We start from the raw sequence: 21,114 nt of genomic DNA on the forward strand, positions 1-21,114 counted from the left end.
TGGAACTCGCGGGTCGCCAGGGCGACCCGGCGCCGCCCCGGGCCGCGCCCGCCGGGAGCGTCACCGCGCCGAGCGGACCTCCACCGCGATCTTCTCGGCCGCCGCCTCCCCGAGCTTCGCCGCCTCGCCCGGCGTGTCGGCCACGACCATCACCGACCCGGCCCGGTCCCACGAGCTGCGCAGCTCGCGCACGACCCCGCCGGGCCCCGGTGCCGAGACGTGCAGCACGCCCGGCAGGGCCTCGACCTCCTCGACGCCCGACACCGAGACGACCTCGCCCGGCTCGACCTGGAGGAACCGCACCGCCGCCGCGCGCCCGGCCGCCGTCGGCAGGTCCGGCGGCTCCTCGCCGCGCATGATCGAGTAGTAGTGGCCGGGCAGGTCCATCCCGTACGCCTGCTCGATCAGCACGGTGATGCCGTCGCCGGGGAACCGGCCCGCGCACTCCACCAGGTGCGGCACGCCGTCCTGGACGATCCACTCGCAGTGCACCACGCCGGTGCCGAAGCCGACCGCGCGCAGCACCGCCCCGGTGCGCTCGGCGAGCAGCCCGGCCGCGTCGGCGGGCAGGTCCGCGGGCACGACGTGGCCCAGCTCGACCGGCCGGGGACCGGGGAACAGGGTCTTCTCGGTGATGTTGGTGAACAGCGGCACGCCGTCGCGGACCAGCATCTCCACGCTGTACTCCGCGCCGCTGACGAAGGTCTCCACCAGCATCCGCAGCGGGATGGCGCGGTCCGGCACGAGCATCCCCTCGTCCTGCCCGCTCACGCACTCCTGCCACGCCACGTCCACCTCGGCCGGGTCGCGCAGCACCTTCGTGCCCAGGGACGCCTGCCGGTTCGCCGGCTTGAGCACCACCGGCCCGGGGTGGGCGGCCATGAACGCCCGCACGTCGTCGGGGGAGTCGACCGCCGCCGCGACGGGGTTGGCGACGCCCGCCGCGCGGGTGACCCGGCGCAGCAGCTCCTTGTCCCGCAGCACCTGCGCCGCGCCGGCGGTCGCGCCGGGCAGCCCGTAGCGCTCGGCGAGCCGGGCGGCGAACGGCGTCGCGTACTCCACCAGCGGCACGACGTAGGCCGGGTCGAGGTCGGGGTGGGTGTTGTAGAACTCGTCCGCCGCGCCCGGGAGCTGGTACTCCCACGGCACCAGCTCCCGCAGCGACGCGGCACCCGCCATCGCGGCCGCGACGCCGCGCTTGCGGATGACGTCCGGCTCGTCCACGAGGACCATCGACGCGTCCTCGAACTCGGTGCGGGTCGGCAGCGGCGCCAGGAAGCCGACGATGATCACGGGTCGTGCGGGCATGATGTCCTCTCGGGCCTAGATCGCCTGGGGGAAGCGGAACACGCGGTCGGGGTCGTAGCGGCGCTTGACCTCGACCAGGCGGGCGTGGTTCGGGCCGTGGTACGCGGACCGCCAGTCGCCCAGGTCGGGGTCGGTGAAGTTGACGTACGCCGCGTCCGCGGCGAAGTCGCCCATCCGCCCGTGCAGGTCGGTGAGCCACCGGAGGTTGTCGCGCACCACGTCCGGACCGTCCGAGGTGTGCCACGAGGTGTCCATCGAGAGCAGGAACAGCACGTCGCGGTGCGGGAACGCGGTCTCGGTCACCGGCACCCGGTTGATCGCGCCGCCCCAGGTGAACAGGGCGAAGCCCGCGCCGTCGGCGTTGCCGCTGCCCGGCCACGAGTCCACCGCGTTCAAGGCCGCGGCGATCCCCGCGTCCGGCAGCGGCACGGCGGTGGACCGGGTGCGCACGGCGAACGCGCCGCCCTCGGTGTTGTGGTGCAGGTAGTCCTTGGCCTCCCAGTAGGTCCGGTCGTCGATGTCGGCGCGGAACGGCTCCGCCGCGTCCAGGACGGGGCGCAGCAGCTCGCGCAGCTCCTCGGCCGGCCCGAGGTGCCACCCGACGACCGAGACGACGGCCTCCCCGTCGCCGGCGCGGCTGACGCCGATGCGGGCCGCGAACTCGTCCGGGGCCTTCGCCATGACCTCCTGCACGCAGGCCAGCACCTCCGGCGCGTGCTCGCGGCGCCACAGCAGCAGGCACGTCGAGCTGGCGAGCACCGGGCGGGCCTGGAAGGTGAACGAGGTGTTGACGCCGAAGTTGCCGCCACCGCCGCCCCGGCACGCCCAGAACAGGTCGGCGTTGGTGGTCTCGTCGCAGGTGAGCGTGGTGCCGTCGGCCAGCACGACGTCGGTCTCCACCAGCGAGTCGCAGGTCAGCCCGAACGACCGCGACACCGCCGCGACCCCGCCGCCCAGCACCAGGCCGCCGATGCCCACGTCGTCCGCGTTGCCCGCCGGGAACGCCAGGTCGTGCGGCTCCAGCGCGGCGTAGAGGGCGGTCATCCGGGTGCCGCCGCCCACGGTGACCAGCTCGCTCGCCGGGTCGACCCGCACCTCGTCGAGCCGGCGCAGGTCCAGCACCAGGCCGGTGTTCACCGAGTTGCCGGCGTAGCTGTGCCCGCCGCCCCTGGCCACCACCGGCACGTCGTTCTCCCGCGCCCACACGACGGCCCTGCCCACGTCCTCCGCGGTGGCCACCGACAGCACGGCGGCCGGCCGCACGTGGGCGTACCGCTGGTTGAACGGGCGGCTCGCGGCGTCGAAACCGGGGTCGCCGGGCAGCCGGACGCGCCCGGCGACGAGGCCGCCGAGCGTGCCGTAGTCGACCGAGCGGCCCACGTCAGCGCACCTCTTCGAGGTAGGACACGCCGGTGGCGGCGTGCTCGCCGTACCGCTCCCAGCGCTCGCACAGGACGAGCCGGCCGTCGGGCTCGTGCCGCGGCACGTTCACCGTGCTGCCCGCGATGACCTCGCCGGTGACCAGCACCATCGTGTAAGCCAGGCGGATCGTGCCGTCCTCGTCGCAGGTGCCGGTCACCGTGCCGCGCCGCACCCTGCCGCCGGTGAAGTCGGCCCAGACCAGGTCGCCGTCCTGGTGGTACCGGGCCTCGGTCCCGTCGCCGCCGCCGGCCTTGCGGAACCGCCGCCCGTCGTAGTTGATCGTCATTCGTCCACGTCCAGGAGTCCGGTGGGCATTTCCAGGGTGGCGCCGGGCGGCAGCGGGTCGATGCGCTCGGCGTCCAGCCCGACCAGCGAGGCCGCGGCGTCCAGGCGTTCGCCGCAGGTGACGGCGTCGTCCGCCGTGCACACCACGAACGAGTGGCGCGCGATGTAGCCGCCGGGCGGCAGCCGCAGGCTCGCGCCGGGGTCGACCATCGGCGCGGCGGTGACCAGGCCGGGCGCCTCGGCGGGCACGGTCACGGACCGCACGACGCAGTCGTGGTCGGGGTAGCCGAAGCGGATGCCCGCCACCGCGCTCCGGGTGGCCGTCACGTCGGGCCGCCGGCCGGTGGCCACGTCGAACAGCACCTCGCCGGGGTCGACGCCGGTCGCGGTCTTGCCGAGGAACGGGATCAGGTCGCCGCCGAGCCTGCCGTTGACCTCGATCACCACCGGGCCGCGCTCGGTGAGCCTGACCTCGGCGTGCGTGATGCCGTCCTCGACGCCGAGCACGCGGTGCGCGCGGGCCAGCACGTCCAGCAGGACCTCGTCGCGCAGCAGCGGGTCGGCCGCGTCCACGACGTGCCCGACCTCCTCGAAGTACGGCGGCGCCCCGGTCTGCTTGCGCGCCAGGAACATCGGCTGGTACTCGCCCTTGTGCAGGGCGCCGTCCACGCTGATCTCCGGGCCGTCGGCGTAGCCCTCGACGATCGCGCCGCCGCGGTAGGGCTCGTCGCCGATCAGGCTCGCGCCCGACGCGACGCGGTACGCCTCGTCGATCCCGCCCTCGTCCTCGACGAGGACGACGCCCATGCTCGCGCCCAGCGCCCGCGGCTTCACCACGACCGGGTAGCCGATGCGGGCCGCGGCGGCCCTGGCCTCCTCGACCGTCGTGGTCATCTCGCAGCCCGGCTGCGGCAGGCCGGCGGCGGTGAGCCGGGCCCGGGTGTGGTACTTGTCCCGGCAGCCGTCCACGCCCGGCACGCTCAGCCCCGGCACGCCGAACTCGGCGGCGAGGTGCGCGGCGGGCATGACGAACGGCTCGTCCCAGCACATCACGCCGACGACCCGCCGCCGGAAGGCGACCTCCCGCGCGGTCGCGGCCAGCAGCTCGTGGTCGAACAGGTTGACCACGGTGATCTCGTCGAAGTACGCCCGCTGCCAGGTGGGCCGGATGTTGTTGACGAGCACCAGTTCCACCCCGGCCGCCCGCGCCCGCGCGGCGATCGAGCTGACCAGGTACTCGCGGTACAGCTTCAAGCCGCTGCCGATCACCAGCACGGCGTCGGTGCCGTTCACGTGGTCACCACCTCCTCTGCGATCTGTTCGGCGGCGACGGGCGCCGTGCGGAACCCGTCGCCGCCACTGGCCGCCCGCGCCCAGGCGGACGGTCCGATGCGGACCAGGCGGCCGACGCCGGTACCGGCGTCGACCGCGTAGTGGCACGTCGCGACGGCGGTCACGGTGTAGCGCTCGTGGTCGGCCAGGACCGACGACAGCGCCAGCAGGTCGCCCCACCGGGCCGCGTCGTCACCCCCGTCCGCCGTCGAGGCGACCTCGCGGCACAGCGTCGCGGAGCTGATCTTGAGCCGGGTGCCGGCCCCGGGCGGGAGCAGCCACGCCCGCCCGTCGTCCCCGACGCGGCCCGCGCCGGGCGCGTCCTCCCACCAGTGCGCCAGGTCGTCCGGCGGCGCCAGGTGCACGGTGGTCTGCCGGTGCAGCACCACCGGCACGTCCACCAGCTCGCCGGACCACGGCCCGGCGGCCACCAGGAGCGCGTCGCCGCGCACGGTCGTCCCGTCGGCCAGCCGCACGGCGGCGCGGTCGGCGTCGACCTCCCGCACGGCGCACCCCGCCCGCAGGGTCACCAGCGGCCGGCCCCGCAACCAGCGCACCGCCGCCGCCAGGACGCGGTCGGCGAGCAGCACGCCCGCCTCGGGCTCCAGCAGGCCGACGGACCCGGCCGGGAAGCGCACGTGCGGGTACTTCTCCGGCTCCACCACCGAGGCGGGCACCCCGCCCCGCCGGGCGACGTCGAGCGCCGCGCCCGCCGCGTCGGCGGGCCACCCGGTGACCACGCCGACGCGGCGGTAGAACCGCGCGCCCAGCAACGCCTCCAGCTCCAGCCAGCGCCGGTGCAGCCCGGCCGCCGCCCGGGTCGCGTCCGCGTCCGCCGGGTCGAGCGCGCGGATCGCCCGGTGCTCGTCGTGCGACGTGGCCGCCGGGTTCGGCACCGGGCCCCGGTCCAGCACGGTGACGCGCAGCCCGGCGAGGGCGCACCGGACCGCGGTGAGCAGCCCGGTGATCCCCGCGCCCACGACGACCACGTGCCGGGTCACGGCAGCCTGGGCAGCGCGCGGGGCGTGACCGCGGTCGCCGACGGCACGACCGGGATCGCCGTGTCCGGCAGGGCCGCGGCGGCGAGGTCGACCAGGATCGGCGCGGCGCACCGCAGCAGCACGTCCAGCTCGTGCCAGAAGTCGCCCGCGTCCGCCTCGACGACCTCCCACCGGGACAGCCGGCCCAGCTGCTCGGCGACCAGCTCGGCCGCGCGGTTGAGGCTGAGGTGGCGCAGCTCGTAGGCGGCGGCGAAGCGGGCCACCACCCGTGCCGCGACCGACCGGGACCGGTCGGACACCGGCAGCGGTCCGCGCCCGACCCACTGCTCGGCCCGGTCCACCACCGCGTTCCACGGCCGCACCAGCCGCGCCCCGGTGACGGCGGTCAGCGCGTCGCGCGAGAAGTTCGTGCGCTGGTGCTCGGGACTGGTCGTGGCCAGGTGGAAGCGGACCAGGTCGCGCGGCACGCCCGCCAGGTCCCGGCTGCCCACCACGTGCCCGCGGCTGGTGGAGAACTTCTCGTTGTCCAGCTCGTAGAACTCGTTGGTGACGAACCGGTGCGGCAGCTCGTAGCGGTCGCCGTGCGCCATCAGCATCGCCAGGCCCGCCACGGCGAACGGGAAGACGTTGTCGAAGCCGAGGAAGTACACCACCTCGGACGCCGCCCCGGCCGTCCACAGCTCGTCCTCCGCGCCCAGCGGGATGCCCCGGCGCTCGGCGGACAGCGCGGCGCAGTGCATGCTCCACGCCTGGGTCTCCGCGTTCGGGTTGACCACCTGGCCCGGCGTCTCGCGGAACGGGGCGGGGATGCCCCACGACACCGGGTGGGTCACCGGGAAGTCGGGCAGCGGCCGGGACAGCAGCTCCTCGACCAGCTGCGCCATGTGCGGGCGCAGCGAGCCGGCGTGCCGGGCGAAGTGCTCCCGCAGCCGGGGCCGGTACTCCTCCAGCGGCAGCACGAAGACGTCCACCTCGCGCACCCCGACCGGCTCGCCGGGGTGCAGGGCGGCGCGCGGGTCCAGCAGGTCGCCGGGTGCGACCGGGTGGCCGCAGCTCTCGCACAGCCCGGCGGTGCCGTCCGCCAGGCACAGCGGGCACCCGCCGCGCACGTACCCGTCCACCAGGAACTCGCCGGTGCGCACCAGGTACGGGAACGCCACCGGCCGCAGCCGCAGCCGCCCGGTGGCGTGCAGCTGCTCGAAGAAGACGCCGACCCACTTGGTGAACCGGTCGTCGAAGCCGGTGAACCCGTCGACGGCGACGCCCAGCGCCGCCAGGGTCGCCGCGATCTCGTCGGCCGACCGCTCGGCCAGCTCGCGCGGCGGCACGCCCAGCCGGTGCGCCGTGGTCACCACGTACGTCGACGTGTCCTGCGCGCCGGTGCCGAACAGCACCTCCCGGCCCACCGCGCGGGCGTACCGGGTGTGCACGTCGGCGGCGAGGAACGGGCCGGCGACGTGGCCGAGGTGCAGGTCGCCGTTGGCGGTGGGCGCCGGCGACACCACGACGAGGCGGCCGGTCACCGGCCCTTCCCCTCGTGGCGGTCGACGAACGCCGCGGACATGGCGGTGTCCCACCAGATCGCGTAGTACTCGAAGTCCGCGTCGGTCTCGTTGAGCACCTGGTGGTGCGACCCCGGCACGAGGTGCGCGATGTCGCCCTCCACCAGCTCGCGGCGCTCGTCCCCGACCACCAGCGTGGCCCGGCCCTTCACCGCGATGAAGACCTCGTACTCGTGGTGGGAGTGGGCGGTGGACACGTCGCCCGGCCGCACCACGCACCACGCGCCCTCGAACGGGGCGTTGAGCGCGGGCCACGGCAGCAGCCGCTCGGAGTCCAGGCCGTAGGCCCGGGTCAGGTTCTCCCGGTCCAGCCTGCGGATCTCGATCACGCGCCCGCCACCTCCACCGCGCGGCGGTCCAGCAGGTCGCCCACGATGTCGCCGGAGCGGTGCGCGAGCACGCTGATGAGCGAGTCCGCGATGCCGTGCGTCTCCTCGTTGACGCCCTGGAGGTACAGCGCGCCCCGCGCGGACTCGCCGAGGTCGACCCGGTAGCGGCGGCCGACCGCGACGTCCTCGATCCCGACCTTGGCCGCGAGGTCCCGCACCAGGGCGGGCATCCGCGGCTCGTAGCCGGTGCCCAGCAGCACGACGTCGCAGTGCAGCGGCTCGACCTTGCCGCTCTTGCGGTCGCGCAGGTCCAGCACCACCTCGCCGCCCTGGACGCGGGCCTGCACGACCTCCGTCAGCGAGCGCACGGACGACTGCGGCTTGCCCAGCATCTTCTGCTGGTAGAGCATCGAGTAGGTCTCGTCCGCGAAGGGCGGGGCGAGGCCGGCGTAGTTGGTCAGGCGCACCTCGTCGAGGATCTGCGCGCGGACCTCCGGCGCGCAGTCGTAGAACTCGTCCACGAAGGACGGGAAGAACAGCTCGTTGACGAACTTGCTCGTCTGGTAGTGCTGGAAGCCGATCGAGCGCAGCACGATCGTCGGCTCGCACCCCGGCAGGTCCTGGTGCAGCGCCATGAACATCTCGGCCGCGCTCTGCGCGCCGCCGATCACCACCGCCCGCACCGGCCGGTCCCGGGGCAGCTGCGCGACCCGGCTCAGGTACTGCGTGCTGTGGATGACCCGGTCCGCGGGCAGCTCGCCGAACACCTCCGGCACGCGCGGGTCGCGGCCGATGCCGACGACCAGGTCCCGGGTGCGCACGGTGTCGCCGCCGGCCAGCGTGACCACCCAGCCGCGGATCGAGCCGTCGTCGCCGCGCCACGGGTCCACGCGCTCCCCGCGGGCGCCGTAGCGGACCCCCACGTGCTCCAGGGAGTCCGCGACCCACTGCATGTACTCGGACAGCTCCCACCGGTACGGGTTGAACGTGCTCAGGTTGACGAACTCGTCCAACCGGCCGGTGGTGTGCAGGAAGTTCAGGAAGGAGAACCGGCTGCGCGGGTTGCGCAGCGTCACCAGGTCCTTGAGGAAGGAGACCTGGCTGCGTGCCCACGGCAGCAGCAGGTTGCGCTGCCACTTGATGTCCGCGTGCTGTTCGAGCAGCAGCGTGTTCTCGGCGAGCCCGAGCGAGCCGGATTCCTCGATGGCCGCCGCGAGTGCAAGGTTTGCCGGGCCGGCGCCGATCGCCAGCACGTCAACCTCCTGGTCCGTCACATTCCACCCCGATCGTCGTGTTCCGCGGGAAGAGACGCCGGCGAATGTCCTGCCCGGGTCCGCGGAATTGTTCCGGCGAACGCGGGGCAACCGCCCGGCTCGACCCAGTCAAGCCGACTGGACATTTGATCGGTAGTTCCCGCCGGTAGTGACGATCAATTCCCGGCCGGCCGGCCGGCACACCGGGTGGGCGGTGCGCGTTTCGAGCGCGAAGGCCCACGTCAACGGGTCCAGCCGGTAGGCGCCGGACCGGTCGGCGGGCCGGAGGAACCCCGCGTCGACCAATTCGTGCACGGATTCCTCGTCGGTGAACGGCCCGCAGGCCACCGGTTCCCTGGCGGGCCGGTGGGCGGATCGGCGCAGGACGGCCTTGGCCGCGTCGCCCAGCCCGAGGTAGGCGGACTGGAACGACTCGCGCAGGGACAGGTCGCCGACCCGCAGCCAGTCCAGCAGCGACCGCGGGTCGGCGAGCCGGGCGAGCACCCGGCCCACCGGCACGTCGGGCCTGGCGGCGAGCTTGCGCGCGGCGATGTCCAGCGCCTGCGGCAGGTCGCCGCACAGCCGGGCGAGCCGGTCGCGGTCGGCCGGCCCGACCTCCGCCGCGCCCGCGAGCACGGCGACGGCCTCCGCCCGGGGCAGCACGTCCAACCGCAGCCGGCGCACGTCGCGCAGGCCGAGCAGCGGCGCGCGGCTGACGATGACGGTGGTGCTGCGCGGTGTCTCCACCAGCAGCGGCCGGACCTGCCGCTCGTCGCGGGCGTTGTCCAGCAGCACGACCAGCCGCCGTTCGGCGACCAGCGACCGGTACAGCCCGGCGCGCTGGTCCACGGCCTCCGGCAGCTCGTCCACGGGCACGCCCAGCGCGCGGAGGAACCCGCCGAGCGCGGCCTGCGCGCCCCGTTCACCCGGTTCCAGCGGCCCGAGGTCGACGTAGAGCTGCCCGTCCACCGCCTCGGCGGCCACCCGGTGGGCGTGGTGCAGCGCCAGCGCGGTCTTGCCGACGCCCACCGGACCGCTGATCACCACGGGCCGGGCCGCGTCCACCGCCAGCCGGCGCAGCTCGTCGTGCCGCCCGACGAAACCGCGCGGCCTCATCGGCAGCTGCGCCGGGCGCGGCACGCACGACCTGGCCCGATCAGGTCCCGCCCGATCAGGTCCTGCCCGATCGAGTCCCGCCCGGTCAAGTCCTGCCCGGTCGGGTCCCACCCGGTCCGGTCCGGAGCCCTCCGGGCGGCCCGGCGCGGCCGGTTCGGGCCGCAGCCCGCTCGACGCGGCCAGCCACCTGCGCCGCCACTCCTCGCGGTCGCCACCGCACACGGCCACGAACGCCAGCGTCACCGGCAGCGTCGGCATCCGGTGCCCGCTGGCCGCGCTGGACAACACCGACGACGAGTACAGCGCCGTCCTGCCCATGTCCCGATAAGTCGGATTACCCGCCTGGGCGCGTAATCGCCTCAATTCACTCGCAAAACCCGCCACCGCTCCGGACGAGGCGTCGACGGGCTTTTCCGGTCTACCCATCCCCAGTGGGTACCTTTCTCTCGGTGTGCGGGGCCAAGCATGGATAGGGCACGGAGGTCCCGCTACCGCCGATCGGGCGAGCATAGGATTCGCGAATGGGCCCATGCGCGGTCGAAAAAATCACGTCGCGCGATGTATCCGGTAACGGGTCGTGACGGAGTGCTCCTCGTGCGTGAGAAACAAATTCGGGAACCGGGGGAGTGTGAACGGGAGGATTGTTCGGTAAATCGTCAGGCGGCTGGCGCGCCCGCGCGCATGCCCACGAGGGCGAACCAGGCGCCGACCAGGCCGAGCACCCCGCACAGCAGCCACACGCCGTTGCCGACGGCGCCCCAGGCCAGCACGCCGAGCGTCGGCCCGAGGGTCGAGCCGAGGCCGAACACGGCCTGGTGCGCCCCGACGTAGCGGGCCCGCACCGCCGAGGGGAACCTCGCCGGGTAGGCGAACACCGTCGGCCCGCTGACCATCACGCCGAGCACGAACACCGCGGTGCTGACCACGATCAGCGCCGCGTGCGAGCCGATCCCGTACCCGACCGCGCCCAGGCCCATCACCACGGTGCCGCCGGCCGCCGCGGCCCACGGCGCCCACAGCCGGACGTACGAGGTGATCTTCAGCTCGGCCAGCACCGTGAGAACGGACCCGGTGGTGAGCACGACGCCGTACAGGACGGTCGGGTGCCCCTCGGCGGCGATCTTCAGCGGCAGCGCCACCAGGTACTGCACGTAGATGAGCGTGCCGATCAGGACCGAGACGAGGAACGCCAGGTACCGGGCGTCCCGCAGCATCACCGCGTACGCCGACCGGGCCCGCCCGCCCGCGCCGCCGTCCTCGTCGCGCGGCGCGGTCGTGGCGGGCAGCGTCGCCCGGGCCACCACCGCGTAGGCGAGCGCCGACGCGGCGTCGAACCAGAACAGCAGGTCCCAGTCGACGAGGACCAGGCCGGCGGCGAGGAGCGGGGCGAGGGCCGCGCCGCCGTTGAGGGCGGTGCGCATCATGGAGAACGCCATCACCCGCTGCTCGGGCGGCATCAGCTCGCCGAGCAGCACCGCCGCGGCGGGCCGGTAGCACTGGGTGGCCAGGCCCGCCGCGCCGATCGCGACCAGCAGCACCGCGAACGAGCCCGGTTCGGCCAGCACCGGCACGACCGAGAGCACCGCCGCCGACACCACCATGGCGCCGACGATCGTGGTGCGCGGCCCGAGCCGGTGGGTCAGCTCGCCGCCGAGCAGCGTGCCGAGCACCGCGCCCGCGCTGTAGCAGGTGAGCGCGATGCCCGCCTGGCCGGTGGAGAACTCGCGCACCGTCAGGTACAGCACCAGGAACGTCTGCGCGAACGCGCCCACCTGGTTGACGAGCACACCGCCCAGCAGGTAGCGGACCGGCCGCGGTGTGGCCCGGATGCTCGCCAGGACGCCGCTCGGCGCGCCCGCTTCCTTGGTGGTCACTGCGCTTCCCCCGTGGTCACTGCGGTTCCCCGCCCCGTCGCCGTCCGAACGCCCGTGGACGCCGGTCAGTCCACCCGAGCCGGGCGTTGTCCGACAGGGTTGATCTGAGCCGCCGATCAATCCCCGCCGGGCGTCCTCAGCGGACGAAGGCGTTGTTGAGCGACCCGTAGTCGAGCGCGTCGGCCACCGCGTCGTAGGAACCCTTGACCAGCAGCTCCTCCGCGGCGCGCTGGGCGACCGAGTACGCGGCCTGGGCGATCGCGGTGCCGACGCTGACCCGCCGCACGCCCGCCGACGCCAGTTCGGCCACGGTCGGCGCGCCGGGGCCCGCCATCGCGTTGACCGGCAGCGGCGAGGCCGCGACCAGCTCCGCCAGCACGTCGAGGTCGACCAGGCCGGGCACGAACAGGCAGTCCGCGCCGGCCTCCGCGTACGCCGCGGCACGCGCCAGCACGTCGGCCAACCGCCCCTCGGGCTCGCCGACCTGGAACAGGAACACGTCGGTGCGCGCGTTGAGCACCAGCTCCGGCAGCTCCGCCCGCTCCGCCGCGGCCCGCGCCGCGCGCAGCCGGTCCGCCTGCTCCCCGGCGGTGAACAGCGGGACCCCGAAGCCCCGGGAGTCCTCGACGTTCACGCCGACCGCGCCCGCACCGACGACGGCCTCCACGGTCGCGGCGACGTCCTCGGGCGAGGGGCCGTAACCGCCCTCGACGTCGGCGGTGACCGGCACGTCCACCGCGGCGGCGATCAGGCGCACCTGCTCGACCATCTCGTCCCGGGACAGCTGCTGCCCGTCGGGTCTGCCCTGCGCCCACGACACCCCGCCGCTGGTGGTGGCCACCGCCGCCGCCCCGGCCCGGGCGACCAGCACGGCGCTGCCGGCGTCCCAGGCGTTGGGCAGCACCAGCGTCCCCTCCGCGTGGGCCGCGCGCAGTGCGTTCGCTTTTTCCTTGGTACCGGGCATGAAAGCCCCTTCCCGATGATCATCGTGGTGAGGGGCGGCATCGTAACAGCGTGGTGCGACAAGGAGAATCAACCGAGGAACGCTCACCAACCCGGTGCCGCGCGCGACCCCCGGCGGTCGCTCCCGGCCGCCGGGGTCACTCGCCGCAGCACGCGCGGACCGACCACTCCGGCTCGTGCCACCAGTGCTCGTGCACGTGCGCGGCGGAGGGTGCGGGCGGCAGGGCGGCGCGGTGGGCGGGCGGCGACTGGCGGAACGGCGCCAGCAGGTCCTCCACGCGGTGCCGCGCGCCGCCGACGAAGACCTCGCGCACGGCCGCCGCCGCGCGCACGTCCGCCAGGGGGTCGCCCGCCACCAGGGACAGGTCGGCGTGGGCACCCGGTCGCAGGACGCCGACCTGACCGGACAGGCCCAGCCAGGTCGCCGGGTTGCGGGTCGCGGTGGTCAGCGCCTCGAACGGGGTGAAGCCGAACTCGACCATCGCCCGGAGGTTCTGGTGCGTCGAGGTCGCCACCGCGTCCAGCGGCGCGTCCGTCCCGCAGATCACCAGCCCGCCGCCGCGGTGCACCCTCAGCACCAGGTCGACCCAGCGGGCCGCCACCTCCCGCGACCAGGGGGACGCGGGCGTGCCCGCCAGGTCCGCGTCGGCGACGTACTGCGCGTACTCCCACGGCGGGAACAGCACGCGCGTCCGCTCGTCGGTCACCAGCGACTTGTCGTCCGCGTACAGCGCGCGGGCGTGGAAGAGGGTCGGGGTCACGGACATGCCGGACTTCAGGAACAGCTCGACCGCGTCCTGGTAGCCGCGCCCGGTCCGGCTGATCGTGTGCGAGTAGCCCAGCCGGTTGGTCGCGCCGACGTGCTCCATGCCGTCCATGCCGAAGCTCGCCGCCGGGTAGAGGTAGTGCGACGACAGCGGGACGCCCGCCCGGTGCGCGGCCTCGGCGGCGGCCCGCTGGAGCTCCACCGGCAGCCGCACGTAGGTCTTGACCATGTCGTAGTCGAGCTCCAGGGCCCGCTTCAGCTCCAGGTCCAGCTGCTCCCGGGACCGCGTGGGGCGCATGAAGTTGTAGTAGACGCGCGAGCCGTCGATCGCCTCGCCCGTGCCGTAGAAGCGCGGCCCCACCAGGGCACCGGCCGCCAGCGCCTCGCGGGTCTCGACCATCTGGTACGCCGGGTCGCCGGGGGAGCGGGTGGTGGTGATGCCGTAGGACAGCCACAGCCTGCCCTGCCGGGCGCCCCACTGCCGGCCGCGCAGGTGCCAGTGGTTGTGCGCGTCTACCAGCCCCGGCATGGCGACCAGGTGCCGCGCGTCGACCACGCGGTCGCCCGGCGACGCCCGGTGCGGCCGGACCTCCTGCACCCGCCCGTGCTCCAGGACGACGTCCACGTCGTGCCGCAGCCGGTCCTCCTCGCCGGTCCACACCGCGCCGGCGTGGACGACGGTGCGCTCCGGGGCCTTCGGCCGGCGCCAGGTGAAGTCGAGCCGGATCGTCCGCGCCGGGCCGCCGCCCAGCCCGACCCGGCGCAGCCTGCCGTTGCACAGGTACACCAGCGCGTCGGGGCCGCACCAGGACAGCGAGTCCGTCACCTCGCGGGTCACCTGGCGCGGGTCGCCCAGGAACCGGCCCGCCGCGTCGACCCGGACGACGTGGGCGACGCTCTCCACCACGAACGCCAGGTGCCGGCCGTCCGGCGACCACACGGGGCCGTCGTCGCCGCGGGTGGCGATGGAGCGGAACGGCATCGGTTCGGCGTAGCGCAGCCCGCCGCCGACCAGGTCGACGGTCAGCACCTGGCTGGTGCCCTCGCGGAAGCGGCGGGAGTACGGCTTGACCGCGGCCAGCGCGAGCACCGCGCCGTCCGCCGACCAGGTGGGCCGGCCGGGCATGAACAGCGCCGGGGTGACCTGCCGCCGGTCGCCGGACGGCACGTCGAGCACCCACACCGCGCCGTCCTGGTCGACGTAGGCGATCCGCCGGCCGTCCGGGGAGTACCTCGGGACCGTCTGCGCGCCGGGCGCGCCGCCGAGCACCGCCTCCTCGCCCGTGGCCAGGTCGCGCGTCCACAGCGCCGGGACGCCCCCGCGGTCGCTGGAGTACACGATCGAGCGGCTGTCGGGGGAGAAGTCCGGGTCGGAGTCGAAGTGGTGGCCGTCGGTGAGCCTGCGCGGCGTGCCGCCGGTGATCGGGACCAGGTGGACGGCGTTGAGCGCGCGGAACGCGACGGTCCTCCCGTCCGGCGACACGACGGGGCTCGCGATGCCGCGCACCGGGGTCGGGGTGTCGCCGGCGGACCCGGGCGCGCGCCGGCGTGGCGTCCTCGGCGTGACCGGCACGACCGCCTCGAACGGGATGTCGCGCACACCGCCGGCGAGGTCGCGGCGGCGGACGCGGCCGTCGGCGGTGTAGAGGAACGACTCGCCGACCCACGTCGCGGCGAACCCGAAGACGTCCTCGCCGTCGGTCAGCGGCCGGTCGCCGAGCACCAGGTCCGCGCGGTCCGGGCGCAGCAGCGTGTAGCAGGGCGTGCGGTCGTCCGGCCCGAACCCGGCGCCGAGGACGCGGGCGCCCGCCGGGGCGGTGGCCACCCGGACGCGCTCGCCGGTGGCGACGGTGAGCACGTCCACGGCGGTGTCGTCGACGGTGAACGCGATCCGCCGGCCGTCCGCCGACCAGCGCGGCGCGCCCACCTCGTCCGGCGGGGAGGTCAGGGCGGTGAGGTCGCCCGAGGCGAGGTCGAGCAGCCACAGCCCGTAGCTGCCGCCCCGGTCGCTGGTCAGGGCGATCCGCTCGCCGTCCGGTGAGAACGCGGGCTCGCGGTGGTCGAACGCGCCGCTGGTCAGCCGGCGCGGCTCGCCGCCGTCGACGTCGACCAGGTGGACGTGGAAGTTCCCGTCGCGGTACGACTGGAACGCGATCGACCGGCCGTCCGGCGACCACGCGGGCAGGGTGGCGTCCTGGAGCTGCCCGGTGAGCCTGCGCGCCGTGCCGCCGTCGGCGGGCAGCACCCAGATCGAGGCGGCCACGTCCAGCGCCAGCCACCTGCCGTCGGGGGAGCGCGCGACCGAGGTGTTGGTCCCCTCGCGCAGCCGGGCGACCGGGCCCCGGTGGTGCTCGGCCCCCGCGCCTTCCGGGCCCTCCGCGCCCTCCGCGCCTGCCGTGCCCGCGCCCGCCGTGCCCGCGACCCCGAGCGCGGCGGCCACCTGACCACCGCGCACCAGCAGGTCACGACGTGACAAGTCGTCCGACGCCATGCGAGAACCCCCCTCGGCCGTCCTCCGTCCGAGCCTGCCACGCACCCCGGCCCGCGCGCCGTCCGTTCGGCCGCGTCCGCACTGCCCCCGACAGCCCAGGCGTGCGGTCGGGACGCGGCGCGCGATCGGGTACACATCCGATCTCTGTCCCGTGACCATTGATCCCGGTCGAGAGCGTCGGTATACCTAGCCCGATAGATCCGATGTATTCCCAGAGGAGGTCGAACGGGCATGAGGCCGACGATCACCGGGCTGACGACCCACGACGTGCGGTTCCCGACCTCGCGGGAACTGGACGGCTCCGACGCCATGAACCCGGACCCCGACTACTCCACCGCGTACGTCGTGATCACCACCGACGCCCCCGACGCCCTGGAGGGGCACGGGTTCGCGTTCACCATCGGCCGGGGCAACGACGTGCAGGCCGTGGCCATCGCCGCGCTGGCCCCCTACGTGGTCGGCCGCGACCTGGAGGCCGTGCTCGGCGACATGGGCGCGGTGTGGCGGGAGATGGTGCACGACTCGCAGCTGCGCTGGCTGGGCCCGGAGAAGGGCGTCGTGCACATGGCGATCTCCGCGGTGGTCAACGCCCTGTGGGACCTCAAGGCCAAGCGCGCCGGCGCGCCGCTGTGGGTGCTGCTGTCGGAGATGGGGCCGGCCGAACTCGTCGACCTGGTCGACTTCCGCTACCTCACTGACGCGCTGACCCCCGAGGAGGCGCTCGACCTGCTGGTCCGCGCCGAACCGGGCCGCGAGCGGCGGCGGGCGAACCTGCGCCGGGTCGGCTACCCCGCCTACACCACCTCGCCCGGCTGGCTCGGCTACGACGACGCCAAGCTCCGCAGGCTGTGCCGGGAGGCCGTCGCGGACGGGTTCACCCAGGTCAAGCTCAAGGTCGGGGCCGACCTCGCCGACGACGTCCGCCGGCTGCGCGTCGCCCGCGAGGCGGTCGGCCCGGACATCCGCATCGCCGTGGACGCCAACCAGCGCTGGGACGTCGGGACCGCGATCGAGTGGGTGCGCGAACTGGCCGAGTTCGACCCGTGGTGGGTCGAGGAGCCGACCAGCCCGGACGACGTGCTCGGCCACGCGGCCATCGCCAGGGCGATCGCGCCGGTCAAGGTCGCCACCGGCGAGCACGTGCAGAACCGCGTGGTGTTCAAGCAGCTCCTCCAGGCGGGCGGCCTGTCCTACCTCCAGCTCGACGCCGCGCGCGTGGCGGGCGTCAACGAGAACGTCGCGATCCTGCTGCTGGCCGCGAAGTTCGGCGTGCCGGTGTGCCCCCACGCGGGCGGGGTCGGGCTGTGCGAGCTGGTGCAGCACCTGGCGATGTTCGACTACGTGGCCGTGTCCGGGTCCATGGAGGACCGGGTGATCGAGTACGTCGACCACCTGCACGAGCACTTCGTCGACCCGGTGCGGGTCGCCGGCGGGCGCTACGCCGCGCCGACCGCGCCGGGGTTCAGCTCCACCATGCGCCCGGACTCCCTCAGCCGCTTCGCCCACCCGGACGGCCCGGTGTGGTCGGCCGCCGACCGGACCGACGCCCCGTGACGCCCGCCCGACCGCCGTGACCCCCGCTCCGCCGGCGGAGCCTCCTCCCCGGAGTCGGTGACCTGCGTCACCCCGCTGTCACAGCGGACCCCCGTGCGCTGTCCAGGGTGCAGTACACCGACACCACGAGGGAGACACCATGAGCACGCGCACCGAGGTGGTCGTGATCGGCGGCGGGTACGCCGGGGTCATGGCGGCCAACCGCCTGACGCGGCACGGCGACGTGGCCGTGACGCTGGTCAACCCGCGCCCGGTCTTCGTCGAGCGCATCCGCCTGCACCAGCTCGTGGGCGGGACGAACGACGCGGTCGTGGACTACGGCGACGTGCTGGCCCCGGCCGTCCGGCTGGTCGTGGACAGCGCGACGCGGATCGACGCGGCCGGGCGGCGGCTGGAGCTGGCGTCCGGCGACGCGGTCGGCTACGACTACCTGGTCTACGCGGTGGGCAGCGGCGGCGCCGACCCGACCGTGCCCGGGGCGGCCGAGTTCGCCCACCCCGTCGCCACCCTGGAGGACGCGCGGCGGCTGCGGCCGCTCGTGGGGGCGGCGACGGCCGTGACGGTCGTCGGGGGCGGCTCGACCGGCATCGAGGTCGCCGCCGAACTGGCCGAGGCGGGCCGCCGCGTGACCCTGGTCTGCGGTGGCGTGCTCGGCCCGTACCTGCACCCGCGCGCGCGGCGCTCGGTCGCCGAGCGGTTGGCGGCGCTCGGGGTGCGGGTGCTCGACGGCCCCGGCTCGACCGCGACCGGGGTGACGCGCGACGCCGTGCGGCTCGCCGACGGCCGCGAGGTGCCCGGCGACGTGACCGCGTGGAGCGCCGGCTTCGGCGTGCCCGACCTGGCCGCGCGCAGCGGGCTGCGCACCGACGCGCTCGGCCGCCTGCTCACCGACGAGACCCTCACCAGCGTGGACGACGCGCGCGTCGTCGCGGCGGGCGACTCGGCCGCCCCGTCGGACCTGCCGCTGCGGATGAGCTGCCAGGCCGCGATCCCGCTGGGCGCGCAGGCCGCCGACACGGTGTTCAGCCGGATCGCGGGCGAGCGGCCCGCACCGCTCAACCAGGCGTTCGCCGGGCAGTGCGTCAGCCTGGGCCGCCGCGACGGCGTCCTCCAGTTCGCCCACCGGGACGACGTCGCGCTGTGGCTCCACCTCGCCGGCGGCCCCGTCGCGAAGCTCAAGGAGTTCGTCTGCCGGGGCACCGTCGGGCACCTGGCCCGCGAGGGGCGCGAACCCGGTTCGTACCGCCTGCACCGGATCACGGGCGGGGCCGTGCGCCGGCGGGTGCTGCGCGCGAAGCACGACTCGGCGTCGGTGGCGGCGCCGGCCGTTCCGGGAGGACGATGAGCGGTTCGTCCGACCACGGTGCGCCTGCCCGCCGAGCACGGCAGGATCACGGGATGCGCAGCTCACTCTTCGACCACGCCGAGCGGTCCGTCGAGCCCGGCAGCTTCCAGCTCCAGAACGAGCGGATGCTCAAGGTGGACCTCACCGGCAGCGGTGGGTTCTTCTTCGCCAAGCAGGGGTCGATGGTCGCCTACCAGGGCGACGTCGACTTCGCGTACGAGGGCAGCGGCGGGCTCGGGAAGCTGTTCAAGAAGGCGTTCACCGGCGAGGGCATGTCCCTGATGAAGGTGTCGGGCAGCGGCGACGTCTTCCTGGCCGAGAAGGCCGACGAGGTGTTCGTGCTCCACCTGGAGGACGAGGGCGTGACCGTCAACGGCGCGAACGTGCTCGCCTTCGAGAGCATGCTCACCTGGGACATCAACCGCGTCGAGGGCGCGTCGATGCTCAGCGGCGGCCTGTTCAACACGACGTTCACCGGGACCGGCGCGCTGGCCGTCACGGCGTTCGGGACGCCGGTCGTGCTGACCGTGGACGTGCCGACGTACGTCGACGTGCAGTCCGCCGTCCTGTGGTCCACGTCGCTACGCTCCTCGATCCGCAAGACGGCGAAGCTCGCGGCGGTCATCGGGCGCGGCTCGGGCGAGGCGTACCAGCTCGGGCTGACCGGTCAGGGGATCGTCGTCGTGCAGGCGTCGGAGGGGCACCCGCCGGTGCCCAGCCAGTGAGGCCGGGCGCGTGGCCGAAAAATAAAGTTGTCCGGACAGGAAAAGTTGTCATAGGCTGGCCGCACCCGACGAACGGAGTGGCCATGTCCTTCCAGGCGTACCTCGACAACATCGAGAAGAAGACCGGCAAGACCCCCGCCCAGTTGTTGGCCGAGGCCCGTGACCGCGGCTACGACGCCACGACCAAGGCGGGGGTGGTCCTCGGCTGGCTGAAGGACGACTACGACCTCGGGCGCGGGCACGGGATGGCGCTGTTCCACGTGCTCAAGAACGGCACCGGGATCGCGGACAAGCACGTGGGCGGTACCGGGAACCACCGGGACCCCTCCGCGACGCTGCGCGTCGACGGCCTCGCCCACCGCTGACCACCGGCACCGGCCGGCGGGGCGCGGCGGGCGCCACGACCGGCTCCGCACGTCGGCCACGGCTACCGGCTCGACGTGCGCCCCGAGGTGGTGGGCGTGCTGCACGCGGGCGGCCTGGCCCGGTGCGGTGAGCGCGCCGACCGCCGCGCCGGCGCAGTGGCCGGTCGACGGCCTGGTCGGGCTCGTGCCGTCCGGTCCCGCCACGGCGGTGGCGGCGCGGTGGCGGGAGCGCGGGCTCACCGCCGTGGAGAACCCGGCCACCGCCGAGGTGGCGCCCGGCGCGTGGGAGGACGCGGTCGACCTGCCGGCGCCGCAGGCGTTCGCCCACCCGACGCGCGAACCGTCGCCGGTGCTGCTGATGCGCGCGCCGGCGTCCCGGCCGTCAGGTGGTGATGGAGAAGCTGTTGGCGCGGAAGTCCATGCCGCCGGACGACGAGGTGATCTCGAAGCCGAACTGCACGTCGCCCACGGTCACGTCGCCCCACCAGCCGCGCGAGCCGATCCAGCGCAGCACCGCGAGCACGTCCACCGACCCGGCGTCGGTGTCGGACGTGCGCACGAACGAGAACACCTGGTTCGACCCGTTGGAACCGCGGTGCACGTCCCAGGTGTGGCCGCCGACCGACACCGTGGTCTCCCGCCCGCCGATGGGGCCGACCGCGCCCTGCTCGTTGACCCAGATCATGACCTCGTAGGCGTGGTCGTCGGCCCAGATGTCGTACGCGGTCGCGTACGCGCCGCCACCGGGCCGGGTCACGTCGAACGAGCTGGACAGCCGGCCGAGCGAACTCAGCCTCCGGTCGACCATCCTCGCCGAGTGCGGGTAGGACTTCACGCCGCCGGTGTTCGGGTGGTTCGCCCACACGCCCCAGTTCGAGTGGGAGTTCGCCCAGATCGCCTGCGGCCCGGTGCCGCTGCCCCAGACGTTGTTGCGCACGGTGTACCCGTTGGTGGACCAGGTCCCCCACTTGTCCGTGGAGGACCACGTCGCGGCGTGCGCGGGCCCCGCACCCCCGAGCAGCGGACCCCCGAGCAGCAGGCCACTGAGCACGACCGCCACCGCGGCCCATCGCGTTCTCGTCATCGTCGGCACCCCTCCCGGGCGTCGTCGCCCACGTCGGCGTCCGGCGGCGGAACGGCTCGGACTTTCCCAGCCCCCTCCGGACCGGGTCAACGCACCGGTCCCGCTTCGAGTGGGTTCGACGAACGGCTTCGAAGGATTTCACCCGCTTGCGCGCGGGCCCGGGTCGGCGGCGGTCACCCCGCGACCCGGTAGGCGCGGATCACCGTCTGCCGGAAGGAGTTCCCGTCCTCGTCGGCGCCGGAGACCCTCAGCGACGCGAACCCCGGGCCGCCGTTGCGGACCAGCGCGGTGCGGCCGAGCACCGGGACCCGGGACCACGTCGCCCCGTCGTCGGACGAC

At 74.6% G+C, this 21,114-nt stretch carries 17 protein-coding genes and 1 pseudogene; 5 read left to right on the forward strand and 13 right to left on the reverse strand.

Features of this window, described 5'->3' with window-relative positions; translation table 11 throughout:
- Positions 1-60 precede the first annotated feature (60 nt).
- From ACR807_RS33085 to ACR807_RS33140, 12 genes are all read right to left on the reverse strand, one after another.
- Positions 61-1,308, reverse strand: a complete 1,248-nt coding sequence (locus tag ACR807_RS33085) for an ATP-grasp domain-containing protein (protein ID WP_438925409.1) — start codon at positions 1,306-1,308, stop codon at positions 61-63.
- Between the two features lie 15 nt (positions 1,309-1,323).
- Positions 1,324-2,688 (reverse strand): FAD-binding oxidoreductase, encoded by a 1,365-nt coding sequence (locus tag ACR807_RS33090; RefSeq protein WP_438925410.1) that lies wholly within the window; start codon positions 2,686-2,688, stop codon positions 1,324-1,326.
- A 1-nt stretch (position 2,689) separates the two neighbouring features.
- Positions 2,690-3,016, reverse strand: coding sequence for an avidin-fold protein (locus tag ACR807_RS33095; RefSeq protein WP_438925411.1), 327 nt, complete (start codon positions 3,014-3,016; stop codon positions 2,690-2,692).
- The gene (locus ACR807_RS33100; protein WP_438925412.1) at positions 3,013-4,308 is read right to left on the reverse strand and encodes an ATP-grasp domain-containing protein; all 1,296 of its coding nucleotides are present in this window, start codon (positions 4,306-4,308) and stop codon (positions 3,013-3,015) included. The genes ACR807_RS33095 and ACR807_RS33100 overlap by 4 nt, the downstream gene beginning before the upstream one ends.
- Positions 4,305-5,348, reverse strand: a complete 1,044-nt coding sequence (locus ACR807_RS33105) for an NAD(P)/FAD-dependent oxidoreductase (protein ID WP_438925413.1) — start codon at positions 5,346-5,348, stop codon at positions 4,305-4,307. Before ACR807_RS33105 ends, ACR807_RS33100 begins: the two co-directional genes overlap by 4 nt.
- Entirely contained in the window at positions 5,345-6,871 is a 1,527-nt protein-coding gene (locus ACR807_RS33110) for a class I tRNA ligase family protein (protein WP_438925414.1), read from the reverse strand. Before ACR807_RS33110 ends, ACR807_RS33105 begins: the two co-directional genes overlap by 4 nt.
- Positions 6,868-7,239, reverse strand: coding sequence for a cupin domain-containing protein (locus ACR807_RS33115; RefSeq protein WP_438925415.1), 372 nt, complete (start codon positions 7,237-7,239; stop codon positions 6,868-6,870). The genes ACR807_RS33110 and ACR807_RS33115 overlap by 4 nt, the downstream gene beginning before the upstream one ends.
- Positions 7,236-8,513 carry a lysine N(6)-hydroxylase/L-ornithine N(5)-oxygenase family protein gene (locus ACR807_RS33120; protein ID WP_438925416.1) on the reverse strand — a complete coding sequence of 426 codons (1,278 nt, stop codon included), beginning with the start codon at positions 8,511-8,513 and terminating at the stop codon, positions 7,236-7,238. Before ACR807_RS33120 ends, ACR807_RS33115 begins: the two co-directional genes overlap by 4 nt.
- 108 nt (positions 8,514-8,621) lie before the next feature.
- The gene (locus ACR807_RS33125; RefSeq protein WP_438925417.1) at positions 8,622-9,926 is read right to left on the reverse strand and encodes an NB-ARC domain-containing protein; all 1,305 of its coding nucleotides are present in this window, start codon (positions 9,924-9,926) and stop codon (positions 8,622-8,624) included.
- A gap of 338 nt (positions 9,927-10,264) precedes the next feature.
- On the reverse strand, positions 10,265-11,482 hold the full coding sequence (locus ACR807_RS33130) for an MFS transporter (protein WP_438925418.1): 1,218 nt from the start codon (positions 11,480-11,482) through the stop codon (positions 10,265-10,267).
- 136 nt (positions 11,483-11,618) lie between these two features.
- Positions 11,619-12,446: an isocitrate lyase/PEP mutase family protein gene (locus ACR807_RS33135; RefSeq protein WP_438925419.1), complete on the reverse strand. Its 828-nt coding sequence runs from the start codon at positions 12,444-12,446 to the stop codon at positions 11,619-11,621.
- Between the two features lie 136 nt (positions 12,447-12,582).
- Positions 12,583-15,702, reverse strand: coding sequence for an amidohydrolase family protein (locus ACR807_RS33140; protein WP_438925420.1), 3,120 nt, complete (start codon positions 15,700-15,702; stop codon positions 12,583-12,585).
- Between the two features lie 231 nt (positions 15,703-15,933).
- Here ACR807_RS33140 and ACR807_RS33145 point away from each other — a divergent pair, with 231 nt between their 5' ends.
- From ACR807_RS33145 to ACR807_RS33165, 5 genes and pseudogenes are all read left to right on the forward strand, one after another.
- The gene (locus tag ACR807_RS33145) at positions 15,934-17,256 is read left to right on the forward strand and encodes an L-fuconate dehydratase (RefSeq protein ID WP_438925421.1); all 1,323 of its coding nucleotides are present in this window, start codon (positions 15,934-15,936) and stop codon (positions 17,254-17,256) included.
- 139 nt (positions 17,257-17,395) lie between these two features.
- A complete protein-coding gene (locus tag ACR807_RS33150) occupies positions 17,396-18,601 on the forward strand; it encodes an NAD(P)/FAD-dependent oxidoreductase (protein ID WP_438925422.1) in 1,206 nt (401 codons plus the stop codon).
- A 53-nt stretch (positions 18,602-18,654) separates the two neighbouring features.
- Entirely contained in the window at positions 18,655-19,326 is a 672-nt protein-coding gene (locus ACR807_RS33155) for an AIM24 family protein (RefSeq protein WP_438925423.1), read from the forward strand.
- An 83-nt stretch (positions 19,327-19,409) separates the two neighbouring features.
- Complete coding sequence (locus tag ACR807_RS33160; RefSeq protein ID WP_438925424.1) at positions 19,410-19,691, forward strand: DUF4287 domain-containing protein; 282 nt, start codon at positions 19,410-19,412, stop codon at positions 19,689-19,691.
- 127 nt (positions 19,692-19,818) lie between these two features.
- Positions 19,819-20,034: pseudogene (locus ACR807_RS33165) on the forward strand (hypothetical protein); the annotation flags it as partial.
- A gap of 39 nt (positions 20,035-20,073) precedes the next feature.
- Here ACR807_RS33165 and ACR807_RS33170 read toward each other — a convergent pair.
- Positions 20,074-20,775: a GH12 family glycosyl hydrolase domain-containing protein gene (locus tag ACR807_RS33170; protein WP_438925425.1), complete on the reverse strand. Its 702-nt coding sequence runs from the start codon at positions 20,773-20,775 to the stop codon at positions 20,074-20,076.
- Between the last annotated feature and the right edge of the window lie 339 nt (positions 20,776-21,114).

Source organism: Saccharothrix sabaoui (assembly GCF_051756985.1).
GTDB lineage: Bacteria > Actinomycetota > Actinomycetes > Mycobacteriales > Pseudonocardiaceae > Actinosynnema.

Excerpts from the sequence above, each read along its gene's own strand:
- ACR807_RS33085 (WP_438925409.1), bottom strand. The coding sequence starts at position 1,308 with ATGCCCGCACGACCCGTGATCATCGTCGGCTTCCTGGCGCCGCTGCCG.
- ACR807_RS33095 (WP_438925411.1), bottom strand. The coding sequence starts at position 3,016 with ATGACGATCAACTACGACGGGCGGCGGTTCCGCAAGGCCGGCGGCGGC.
- ACR807_RS33125 (WP_438925417.1), bottom strand. The coding sequence starts at position 9,926 with ATGGGCAGGACGGCGCTGTACTCGTCGTCGGTGTTGTCCAGCGCGGCC.
- ACR807_RS33135 (WP_438925419.1), bottom strand. The coding sequence starts at position 12,446 with ATGCCCGGTACCAAGGAAAAAGCGAACGCACTGCGCGCGGCCCACGCG.
- ACR807_RS33140 (WP_438925420.1), bottom strand. The coding sequence starts at position 15,702 with ATGGCGTCGGACGACTTGTCACGTCGTGACCTGCTGGTGCGCGGTGGT.
- ACR807_RS33145 (WP_438925421.1), top strand. The coding sequence starts at position 15,934 with ATGAGGCCGACGATCACCGGGCTGACGACCCACGACGTGCGGTTCCCG.
- ACR807_RS33150 (WP_438925422.1), top strand. The coding sequence starts at position 17,396 with ATGAGCACGCGCACCGAGGTGGTCGTGATCGGCGGCGGGTACGCCGGG.
- ACR807_RS33155 (WP_438925423.1), top strand. The coding sequence starts at position 18,655 with ATGCGCAGCTCACTCTTCGACCACGCCGAGCGGTCCGTCGAGCCCGGC.
- ACR807_RS33160 (WP_438925424.1), top strand. The coding sequence starts at position 19,410 with ATGTCCTTCCAGGCGTACCTCGACAACATCGAGAAGAAGACCGGCAAG.
- ACR807_RS33170 (WP_438925425.1), bottom strand. The coding sequence starts at position 20,775 with ATGACGAGAACGCGATGGGCCGCGGTGGCGGTCGTGCTCAGTGGCCTG.